At 34.5% G+C, this 12405-nt stretch carries 6 protein-coding genes; 5 read left to right on the forward strand and 1 reads right to left on the reverse strand.

The genetic code is table 11. From position 1 onward, the window contains the following. Positions 1 to 14: 14 nt before the first annotated feature. Positions 15 to 1199, forward strand: a complete 1185-nt coding sequence (locus IE867_RS10715) for a PAS domain-containing sensor histidine kinase (RefSeq protein WP_192484726.1) — start codon at positions 15 to 17, stop codon at positions 1197 to 1199. A 247-nt stretch (positions 1200 to 1446) separates the two neighbouring features. After that, positions 1447 to 3648, forward strand: coding sequence for a hypothetical protein (locus tag IE867_RS10720; protein WP_192484727.1), 2202 nt, complete (start codon positions 1447 to 1449; stop codon positions 3646 to 3648). 324 nt (positions 3649 to 3972) lie between these two features. Here IE867_RS10720 and IE867_RS10725 read toward each other — a convergent pair whose 3' ends face one another. After that, positions 3973 to 6825 (reverse strand): hypothetical protein, encoded by a 2853-nt coding sequence (locus IE867_RS10725; protein WP_192484728.1) that lies wholly within the window; start codon positions 6823 to 6825, stop codon positions 3973 to 3975. A gap of 621 nt (positions 6826 to 7446) precedes the next feature. Here IE867_RS10725 and IE867_RS10730 point away from each other — a divergent pair. From IE867_RS10730 to IE867_RS10740, 3 genes are all read left to right on the forward strand, one after another. Continuing rightward, positions 7447 to 10734, forward strand: coding sequence for a hypothetical protein (locus IE867_RS10730; protein ID WP_192484729.1), 3288 nt, complete (start codon positions 7447 to 7449; stop codon positions 10732 to 10734). A gap of 11 nt (positions 10735 to 10745) precedes the next feature. Next, positions 10746 to 11357, forward strand: a complete 612-nt coding sequence (locus IE867_RS10735; protein WP_192484730.1) for a hypothetical protein — start codon at positions 10746 to 10748, stop codon at positions 11355 to 11357. Between the two features lie 168 nt (positions 11358 to 11525). Further along, a complete protein-coding gene (locus IE867_RS10740) occupies positions 11526 to 12317 on the forward strand; it encodes a hypothetical protein (protein WP_192484731.1) in 792 nt (263 codons plus the stop codon). The last annotated feature ends 88 nt before the right edge of the window (positions 12318 to 12405 follow it).

Raw genomic sequence — 12405 nt, forward strand, 5'->3', positions numbered from 1 at the left:
AATGGGGTGTGTATATGAACAATGTGGTGGATAATGAGTTAACAAATAGAGTTCGTCAATTGGAAAAAGATAATGCTGATTTGATAGAAAAAAACCTGACGTTAACACAGATTATAGATGCCGTGGATGCACATGTTTATTGGAAAGACTTGGCAGGAAAGATTGTTGGAATCAACAAGGCGAATATTAAAGCACTCGGTTTTAAAGATAAGGCAGAAGTGTTGGGAAGATATGACTCTGATCTAATACATATCTCGGGATCGGCTGCTCAAATGATATCTGACAATGATCAGAATGTTATGGCAAAAGGAGAGTCTATGGTTTTTGAGGAAAATTCAGTAGACTCAACGTATCTAGCACAGAAAAATTGTCTAAAGGATGCTGAGGGTAAGGTAATTGGAATAGTTGGTGTATCAATTGACATCACCGATCGCAAACAAAAAGAAAAAGCTTTAGCAACCAAAACAGCTGAGTTAAAAGCTGAAAAACTAAGGATTCAAGAGTTTATACATAACTTTCATCATGATTTAAGAACCCCAATCACCGGTGTATTATCAAACTTGACACTTTTGAAAACTCAAGCTACTAAGATCAAAGATGATCGATTTCATCGGAGTTTAACGCTTGTGTCAGAAGGGATGTATGCTATTTCTGAGATGACAGAACAACTTTATCTTTATACCAAAGAGTCCGAAGAATCCAAAGAGCGGATGCGAAGCTGTATTGGGATTGATATTAGTAAGTTAGTGATGCAAGAATTAAATATTGCAATGATTTCAATTGGTGAGCGCAATATTATACTTGAGCATTATTTTATGCCAAAGCACATTCCTAGGTTTTATGGTGATTATGTTAAGATCATGCAGATATTGCGTAATCTGTTATCTAATGCCGTCAAATATACGCATGAAGGTAAAATTGAGGTGATTGTGCAAATAATGGAACACCACAAAGAGAGTATCGTATTGAGAATCAAGGTCGCCGATACGGGTGCTGGTATTGCCAACGAAGACAAGGAACGTATTTTTGAGTCAGGCTTTCGTGCTGAGAAGCATCGCAAAAGTGATGTGCATGGTACAGGATTTGGTTTAGCAATAGTCAAGCAAAACCTTGATGCCTTAAATGGCAAGTTTGGTATCACGAGTATATTGGGTCAAGGTACAGAAATATGGGTGGATATTCCCTTTAAACTTGCGTGATCAAGTAAATACAAAGTGACGGAGCTAGGGCTAATTTTTGTTTTTCCCCATCACCGGATTTATAAACGTTGGCTGAGCGTTAGTCGAAGCCATATAAAGTTGGATGTAACATCTGTGCTTTGACATCAGTTATAGCTAATCGAGTAATGATGTATTTGACACACCCTTATACATAGTGACTATATTTTTTAAGCGCCAAATTGATTAGTTTCTAGGATATTCAAAATAATATCAAGGTGTGGTTATAATGCCTACCATAAGCCAATTTCTATACAATAATACCATTATTTTCAAGCTATTTGTGTTAATGATACTAGCACCATTGCTATTAGGTTGTAAGTCTACTGGTGGTGGTATTGATTTTACTCCCGACGCTCATGGCAGTAATAACTCGTCATTGACAAAAAAAGAACGTGAACTTCAGCATGTTGAGCATAAAATTGCAGCAGCTTATGCCAGATTCAGTGAGATTGACGAGCAACTTCATCATAAGCAATCACAATTAGCAATACTTGACCAGTTGACTCAACAACAGAATGTTCGCTTAAATCAACAAAAAAGTTCATTAGCTCTTTTAAATATCGACTTACAGCAAAAAGAAGAGTCGTTATTGGCGTGCAGCGAGCAACTTGAGGACAAAGCCAATCAGCTCAATACACAACAAACCAATGTACGTGTGCAACAGCAAAATTTGGATGACAATGCTGCGCAAATAGAGCAAAATCAGCAGATATTACAAGCAATAATCGATCAAATTAATTCAAAACAAGTGCAGCTTGAAAATAAAGTTAATCAGCTAAACCAATATGAAGTAAATCTTGAGACCGTCATGGTTGAAGTTGATAGAAAGCGACAAAGTTTGCAAACAATAATAGATCAGATTAGTCTGAAACAGCAGGAGCTTGAGCAAAAAAATAATCAATCAATTCAAAGTGAAGCAAGTCTAGCTAATATAACCAGAGAGATTCATACAAATCAATTGCGATTGAGCAATATAAACGATGACATCAGGTTGAAACAGCAGGAACTTGGGCAAAAAAGTAATCAGTTAAATCAATATGAAATTAGTCTAGTTGAACTAGCCAGAGAGATTGATACAAAACAACAGTCATTACGCCGCTTAAATGAGGAACTCGACTCAAAACAACGTGAGCTGTCAAACATAAACGATGATATTATTTCAAATCGTCAGTTATTAGCTCGAAGAAGCACCTTGCTTTCGGAGTATGATGACAGCATAGCGCTTAAAAATAATAGACTCTATGAACTTGATACTCAAACGATAGTTAAAAGTGATGAGTTACTGCAAATGGATCGTCAGTTACAACGAAAGCAGGATCAGCTTTTGCAACAATCGCAGTCGCTATTTGCATTTAATGCTCAGACGCTAGATCGGGTAATGATCGAAAATATCAACATTAAAGAGCTTGCGGATAATATACTAAAAATGATTGAGTTATATTTTCGATTAAGCGGGGTAGATAACAGGCAATCTCAAGAACGATCACCAGCAAATTTAGCAGGGCCTGTTGTGATGGAAGCGTCATCACAGTTAAATGACTTACGTACAAAGATAGTTGATGAGCTTAAAGTGTTTTATCAATTTATTCAGCAAAATTATAATTCAGCAAACGATCCTATTGAGTATGTTGATAACTTTTCATCGCACAATAGTAGCTTTGCAAATGACATAAATACTCAAGCGTCTTATTGCGATGAGGATGAAGAGCTTCAAGAGCAAGTTCAGGTTGAAATGGCAGATGTTCAAGTACAGACAACGGATGAGTATATTGTTGAGTTAAACAATAAGCTAGGCATGTTGTCATATGAAAAATTTATGTACACGCGACAGCAACAAGAAATGAGCGATGAAAATAGGAAACTAAAAGATGAAAATAGCGATTATAGGCGGCTTAATGATGAGCTAATGACCCATGTGAATAATTTATCAATAAACTTAAGTAACAATGAGCATGCATTCGAAAGAAGTCATAATGAGCTAGAAAATCTTAGGTTAGAAAATGCCGAGATGCAACGAAATAATGCTGCTATGACAGAGGTTAATCGAATTATTCAGCAAAGTCTTAACAATGCGTTAGATAAAAATCGTCAACTTGAAAGTGATATTTCTGTATTAAAAAATGAACTTAGTATGACAAAACAAATTTATCAAGACGAGCTACAAGCATTTGTTTATAAGGAAGCCGAATATAAAGAAAAAATTGAAGAACTAATACAGCAGTCACCTCAGCAAATAATGCTGAGTAATAATAACAGATATCAAGATAGTATTTTTAACTCTTGCTATCGCAAAAGAGAAAGCATCAGCAGACGTAAGGTTAGTATTTATGATTCCTTATTTAAATCATACGGTTGCTCCAACAGCTTTATGGTAAATAATCGCAGTAGTGATGCATCGAGTATTAGGAAGCAATTACGTTATGAATAATGCTTATTGTCACTTAGCACCACAATCATATCCTTCTAAAAATATTAGTGGATTGATAACTTTATCATATTAGGTGATAATTAACCTTTTCCCCCGTCACCGGATTTATGAACGTTGGTTGAGCGTCAGTCGAAGCCATCCATATATTATCGCTACACTTCCCTTCGACTTGGCTCAGGGAACGACTGAGGCTGTTGGCTGAGCGTCAGTCGAAGCAATCCATATATTATCGCTATATTTCCCTTCGACTAGGCTCAAGGAACGACTGAGGCTGTTGGCTGAGCATCAGTCAAGCCATATAAAGTTGGATGTAACAACAGTTATCTAAAAATTTAGTTGCTTCTTAATATCGTCGAGAGATGTCATGGTAATCTGACCTTTTTTGATACGATCAGCTGTAACCGTTCGCTTTTCATCAGTGTAGTCTTGTATGACATTATTTGCTAAGTCATGAAATGGGCTTTGCTTATCAAGCTTTTGGATAAGTTCACTGAATTTTAATGCTTGAATTTTTTGATCCATTGTCTCTTTAATAAAATCAAAGATATTCGCGTTGTTTTCTTGACCTTGTTTTAGGTTTCGATCAATTAAAATCAATAAATTTTGGCGTTTACTTGCATCATTACTCTGCTTATCAATTGCGTCAAAGAGTTGATTTTGCCAATTTGTCATTAAAGCAGTATCTTTAATATATTCAAGAAGATTACGCTGTAAATAATTTTTCAGAATGTTTGCATTACGCTCGATATCTTTGACAATTTCACGTTCTTGGTCTATTTGACTTGATTGATTTACTTCTGCTTTTATTTTTAACGAGTTGAGATAGTTTTCGTCATTTGAGGCAATGATGAATTTAGCAAGTTCTATATCAAATAAACGATCATTTTGGTTATCCTTGGAGGTGTCCAATTTAATACCCATCGTTGACAAGCTAGCGGTTGGTAATTTATTGATCATTTGCAGCAAAACATAGCGTTTATACTCTGCAAGCTTTGACTCATCATAAAATTTCAGACGATTAATGCCACCTAAATCGGTAATTGTGTTATTAACAGTAATTCTAAAGTTGTTATATATGCTAAGAACCATATTAGCAACACCGTAATAGCTTGATAAGTTAGTGGCGTCATTAGTGCCGACTTCTGACATGCGTGGTAGCGTGATCGAGCTATCTTTATATAAAACCATATAAGCACCCACTAATTTATCGAATACTCGTGTATTATCAAAGCTATTTAGCGAGTCTAAATTAAGGTTATCAATCAGCTTATAGTAGACTGACTTTGTAATAGGCAAATCAGTAGTTGATGTTTGATGCAAAGCATCACGCAAACCCTTGAAGAAAGAAGCTTTTAACATTTCCTCGAAATTGATGGTGCGGTTTTCATAAAAACCTTTTGCGTTTTTAATAAAAGCATAGTTGCCACCTTTTGATATGACATCAATAAAAGCCTTAGAAATGATATTGACAGTTTGATTATTATTGTTCAGATTAGCTTTAGGTTGGTTAATATCTGCATTGTTTTGGTTATTAGATATGTTAGGAATCTTCGGTATATTAGCAGTATTTGAAATATTGGGGATATTAGGAATCTTCGGTATGTTGGTATTAGCTTGTGTACTTGGAATATTAGGAATATTAGGAATATTAGGAATACTAGGGATTTTATTAGTTGTGTTAAGCGTTTTAGGGATATCAGGTATATTGGTAGTAGTAGCTTGTGTGTTTGAGGTTGCAGAAATCATAGAATCTAGCTGATTATTTTGAGGCGTGATATTATTTGATATACTAGTTTCACTAGATCGTGGTGTACGATATTGACTTGTATCGATTTGATTGATATCAGCGTTCTGCATATTGATATTTGAGTTATTAGTTTCACTAGATCGTGGTGTATGATATCGACTTGGATCGATGTGATTGATTTCAGTGTTTTGTATATTGATATCTGAGTTATTTGATAGCGCATGGAGTGAGTCAGTGTCAATTTGATTGATATCACTAACATGATTGCTGTCTTCTGATGCTTTTCTATGACCATAATTGACCGTATCATAAGAAAGTGCAGTGTGATCATTAGAAGTACTTGGGTTGGGCGTATTAAGGCTTGAGGTAATATAAGAAGCGCCAGCTAAAGATGGGTTATGTGAAGTGGTGCTATGATCACTGCTGTCTTTATAATGCTCAATCACGTCTTCTAACACCATATTGTTGCTATCATGTGGTTGGATTAAAAAATATTTAGTTGGATTGCTATTATGCTCATATGTGCCGATGATAAAGTCAGGCGATTGATGTGAAATATCCGTTGTGATATTTAGTTGATCACTAAAGTAGATATCACGATGAAAGGTTTTATCCAATCTAAGTGGGGCATTGGTTGTAAACTTTAATGTCTTATACTTTATATCGTAGTGATTCATAAAAGTATCAAGCTCACTTGAAATATTAGCAATGCCAGTCTCATTAGCAAGATATTGAATCAATTGATGTCTTTGCTGTTTACTGGCATTGTCATCAAAGTCAATAAAATGGTTAAAGTGTTGTGATGTGAGGTAGGCTTCAACAGTATTATTTAGACGACTTTGATTTGCTTGATTACTTTGTTTAAGCGTTGATGCAATGCCTAGATAAAGCGATTTTTCTAATGATTGTTGTAGATCTGCTTCTAACTGATACAAAGGATCTACAACCAAAAAGTAATTGGTATCTCCACTGCTAGATTTAATCAGATAATCATAAGGTTTATCAGCCAAAGAGATAAACTTGAAAGAGCTGACTTCCTCGCCAGCAACGGTAATGCCAATACGACATTGCTGGTTAGTTCCGGTTGTATTGGTATTTTTGATGCGTAATTTATTGCCATCTTTAGTGATTGAAACAGCTTCAAGATCACCTGTTACACGATACTGCCATGGTGTTGCCAAAGCTGCAACGCCAATACGCTGACTAGACTCAACCACAACATCAACCTGATCTTCATAGTCAAAAGGAATAATTTTCATGGTGTTTGTTAAGCTTGTAGAAACCATGTTATATGATTTGCGTCCATTTTCTGAGGCAGGTGTGATTGCATCGCTACCACTGCCGCCACAACCTGACATGCCTAATGTTAATAGTAGTACGCTTTTTAAGGCGTGTTTTCTTGCTTTTTTAGGGGTGTTTCTTGTTGTCATTATTAAGCTCCTTATTGTTACATCTTCGCTTAAGTCTTTAGGATTAAGCTTCTTTGTTATTAGAGCAAAAAAACACAAAAGAATTGAAAATTGTGACTGCATAATATATGTCATGCAAAGCATTGCTATATCAATAGTTTAAAGGCGCTCAAAGTGATTTTTGATGTGATTTTATCTACAAAATCACACAATATATTTCCCTTCGACTTGGCTCAGGGAGCGACTGAGGCTGTTGGCTGAGCGTCAGTCGAAGCCATCCATATGTTATTGCTATATTTCCCTTTGACTTGGCTCAGGGAACGACTGAGGCTGTTGGCTGAGCGTCAGTCGAAGCCATCCATATGTTATTGCTATATTTCCCTTTGACTTGGCTCACGGAGTGATTGACACCGTTGGCTGAGTGTTTGTCAAAAGTATATCTATTGAAACCTTATGATACATATTGTTTATTTTACGATTCTTTTTTATTCGTCTGCTGCATATAAAACTGCATTCCTTGACCGCTAATATGGTCGCAAGTTTGATTCAAGGGTTAGCCCATACATGAGCAAGCTTTTAACACGGTTAAATAACTAAACAATGCAAGAAAAAACGATATATATGACACAGGAGAAAAAACAGATGTTAGTCACTATTGCCAAGAAATATAAAACAATCAGCATCGTTACGATGAGTATGTTGCTAGGTGCCTGCGGAGGGAGTAGTAGTGGCGGCAATGGCGTGCAGTTACCAGCTCAGAAATCGCCATCGACATCTACATCACAGCCCGGCGCTGGTAGTGCCTCTGAACAACTTGAAAAAGATCAAAAAGGTCAATCTGAGTTGAAAGATAATAGTGGTATTAAGGCTAATGACGCCAGTAAGCCTAATACCGTTTTATTAACTACGGCGATGCCTCGAAGTGGAGAAAAGGAAAGTGTGAAACCAAGGGACGCTGCCATTCGTTTGCCAAGTGTTCAGAACTTTATGACGCATACAGATAGTGTAAAAGTACTAACTGACAACTTTGAGAAACAATATGCCGTTGAATTTAATTTAGATAAATCAATTAAAGCAGAAGATTTAGAGTTACTTGTTAAGATTGAAGGTGATGATAATGTTTCTGGTGTTGAAGCTTATGGTGATGGGATGGCTAAAGAGGGTGATGGCTTATATCTGCTTAGTGTTAGTGAGCATGATCAAGCAGGTTATGAAGCAGGCTTTGGATTATATTTGAATCCTGAGCTGATTAAGACGCCAGAATTATTCAAAGTATCGGTATCTGTGAGTGTGCTGTATAAGGGCGAAGAAATTGAAGTCAAAGACGTTGGTTCATTAAATGTGATTTCACTGAATAAGCAGATTATGCAATTGACAGATATTCGTCAATACAGCAATAGGCTTGTTTTAAAGAATTTTGACAAGGTGTACAGTAGTAATATCTTTGCACATTCGGTTAATCTTAAGCTACCAATTTCAGAAGAGTTAGTTGCAAATGGTGTGGATAGTGAAGGGAATCAAAAGTATAAAGCAGAAGAAAGATTAGAATACAAGCCTACTATTCTAGGTGGTCAGATGGATTCTCCGTTTTATGCACCTTTGTTAATGCCAATTTATAATAATGCTCATGGTGCAAAAAAAAGTAGTATAAAAGGTAATCTAGATCAACCATTGATTTTTAAGCTAAGTGTTGATGAGTATGACTACTATCTTGCAGTACAAAAAAAAGTAAATGATGATAATAAATTTAATCTTAAATTTGAATATGCCTTACATTCAATTTTGGAAGATCAAAGTATTGCAAGTGTTGAGGAGGTCAAATACACTCAAAAATGGCAAGTAAACTTCGATGGTGAAGAAGGCAGTTCAACGGGGCTAATCAGTATAACTAAAGGTCATCAAGAAGTTAATGAAGTGCAGTTAGATAAAGATAATCTAATTGCTGCTGAGCTTCAAAATATACAAGCTAATGGTCTAGACATGTCTGGTAGAGTATATTTTATTGGGATGCTTTTGGAGGATAGCGATTTTAATGACTTACGAGATCATTTGTTGGGTATTCAACGTAGTCATATTGGTAATAATGATGGCGTAAAACTTAGTGTTATTCTAGAAAGGTTAATGAGCAGTAATATTAAAGACGTCGGTCTAGTAATAAATGGGTTTAAGAAAATGATCGCGCTTGAAGGCGGTGTTGATACCTTTAGAAATTATATAAAGGCAGAAAGAGAAGGTGTTAAAAAAATCCAAGAAAAAAAGTCTGAAGCTATTTTAAAATCTTATCAAATGCGGAAGGAAGAAAATCGTAAATATCAAGACCAAGTCCAAGAACTTAAAGAAAAGCAGGTTGAGAATGTAATTGACGGTATTCTAGATGAGGCTGGAGTTGATAAAGATAATATCTATTTCAGAGAATATATTACATCAAAGCTATCATCTAAGCTATCATCTAAGGGTATACCAGAAGATCCAAATAGAGGAAAAACAAGTGGTGAATTATCTAAAGAGCAATATGATAAAAATACTGATGAAATTAAAAATATATTGATTAAATTTGATTCTGACCAAATTATTAAAGAACTAGGTAAAGATTTTTTCTTCTTTGATGAAAAATTGAAAGAAAAAAAATCTATCAAACATTTAAAAACGTTATCATTAAAGGGAGTGCGATTGAATTCTGAATTAAAAAGCGATCAAGATGCTTTGGAAGAATACAAAAAATACAAAAAAGATGATGAACAGTATAAGTCGCTAATGGATTCAATTGTCAAGAAGAAGAGTTTGATTCGAAGAAATCAGTTTCTTATTGACAAGGAGACCAATGATGTTACTCATTTGCAAAATGAGTATTCAAATACAAAGCAAAACATTATAACTCAATTGGCTCAACGAGGTTATAAAGAAGAAGCTTTGACCATTGATAACCTTTTCAAAAAAAGAAATGTGCTAGTCGATGCACTTGCAAATGAAAGTAAGCCAAACAGTGGGTTAGAAACTTTACACCAAGAAAATATTAATAGAATTAATCACATCTTGGATCGTAAGGAGCGTAATGTTCAAGAATTATCTCAGATCGATAATGATTTAAAGCGATTACACAAGCCTCATTTTACAGCTGAGATTAATGGTCAAAATTCAGAAGAAAAAGCAGAAACTAGATTAAAGTTATCGCAAGCATATATCGAAAAACGATCTGATTTATTAAAGGAAAAAGAAGCTATCAGGAATGCCAACAAAAACGGATCGATTGATGACTATATTGCTGTCAAGAAAAATTTGACTAAAGACAAAGAAAAGAGTTTAGATAAATCAGAAAGTCGATCTGAATTATTTAATAACAGCATTGAAAGTGATTACTATAATAGAGGGGTGATCATAGCTCAAGAGATAAGGCCTAATTATACGAATAAAAACCCTAATTATATTGATAGGGATTTGATTAAAAAAGAACGAATGAATCACAAAGATCAAAATGTAAGTAATGAAATTCATTTTCGTAAACAAAACATAAACGATAGTAAACAGTTATTTGAATCTATCGGAGATAAAGTTACTGTACTTGTAAAAGATGAGATTAATCAGAAAATCACTTCTCTGAAGTACAAATTTAATGATAGTGAGGATATGCCTGATGAAAGTTATAAAAATTTAACCAGTGAATATGAACATGAGTTTAATAAAATTTTATCCTCCCACCAAGAGCAATTAAATTTTTTTATTATTAGTGAAGTAAACAATGTGCTTGAGCGTGAAGAATTTTCAAATAATCTTCCTCAAGATTCACATGATCAATCTACATTTATACATGATACTGTATTCAAAGTTACTGAACTTTATAATGGTAAATTTTCAATGAGCTCAATAAATAATAATATTAAAACACTTAATGAGCAATTTGGTCAAAAGTATGAAGACGCAAAAAAAAAATAATTGAAGATCGTTTGGTTGAAAAAAAAAGTAAAACTTATTCGAGAAATCCGGTGATAGATCAGGTTAATGATATATCACCGGATATTGAAAATTCTATTGATGGTAGTAATAATCAAAAATTTAGCGAACCATATTCTCAAAAAAACATTAACAATGATAATACTGGTAAAGTTAACCAAACCAGTAAGGGTGCGGGTGGAATTAAAATAACAAGTATTTTAAAAAATATCAAAAGTAAAATAAAGAAGAGTGGACAAAATTCGGAAAAAAATCTTGGTCATCAAAATATTTTAAATCAAGATTTTAGTTTCAATGAAAATGCTACAAAAGATTACAACGATGACTCAGATAACGCCAAACTAAAACTAGATGTTGGTAGTATAAATATCAACAATGAAAATGGTTTAACGAATAGAGCTACAGATCAGATTGATGATGGTTCTTTGCAGAAAAGCAATCGATCAGGAGATTATAAGTTTGTAGAATTTGATCATGATTCTGATCAAGGTAATGAAAAGAAATTTGTTAAAAAGCGTTCATCCAGTTTATTAACTGAATACAACAAGAATAAAAATAGTAGTAATTATTCTAAACCAAGGGATATTTCATTTGATAAAAAGTGATGAACAAAAGTAACGAGCGGTAGGCGTGGCTCTAATTTTGAGCATTATTTCATAATGCTTTTAAATTAGATGCTATGCATGTCACTTAACACCGCAAACTCTTTACACGCAAACATTGCGACCCACTAACCTGCTTTAAAAATTTAAACTTAACAATGGTCTAGCTGTATGAAATACCACAGAATAAATTTAATCATTTTCTGTTTGTTACTTTCGGGTTGCAAAGGAAATAACTCATCTAATAGTGGCATTGAGCTGCCTAAGCCAGTCAATGGTCAGATTGAGGCTAAAATTGTTAGTGATGGTATAAAAGATAATTCTGACAAAGGTAAATCACCTGTTGTCACTCAACCTGTGTTACAAACAATTGATAGTGAAAAAGCATACTCACTGAATAAACTGAATAAAAATATTTATATTTATGAGCATTCATATAAAGCGCATGATGATGCATCAGATCATCGTTTGAGCTATGAATATATCGTCGAAGACAAACAAGCTCAAAATGAGCCAACGGTGACCATCGCAGATAAACGACTTATTAATAATCTGGATCATCGTCTGGGGTTGGGTAAAAATGACTTAGGTTATGCAAGAAATTATGTGAATACAACGAAAAAAGCTCAGGTGCGTGATCGTGAGGTAGCTACGGAGCTTGTAACAATGAAAAACGTTGCTATATCAAACACGCCAGACAAATTTATCATTAATCGTGAGAATTATCATATCCATTCGCCAATAAAGGTAATAAAGGTCGATAAAAATCAAATGACCGATTATAAAGCAAATAAAATTGACAAGGATACAAATGCATCTCCAATATATGCAGATAAGCAACAGCAGTGTTTTTCTAGCTTTGATTATAGCTATAGACATGATGTTCTTGAGAAAAAACCATTAAATTACGCATATAGTTTTGAAGTAAGCGTCCCACGAACCCCATCTAGAATACTGTTTTAAATCTGGCAAACTGATTGCATTGATAATACAAAGAGCTTTGGTTTATGACGGAAGAACAATGGTATGAGGTCATTAAGCGCTGGGAACA

Source organism: Cysteiniphilum marinum, assembly GCF_014857925.1.
Lineage (GTDB): Bacteria > Pseudomonadota > Gammaproteobacteria > Francisellales > Francisellaceae > Caedibacter > Caedibacter marinus.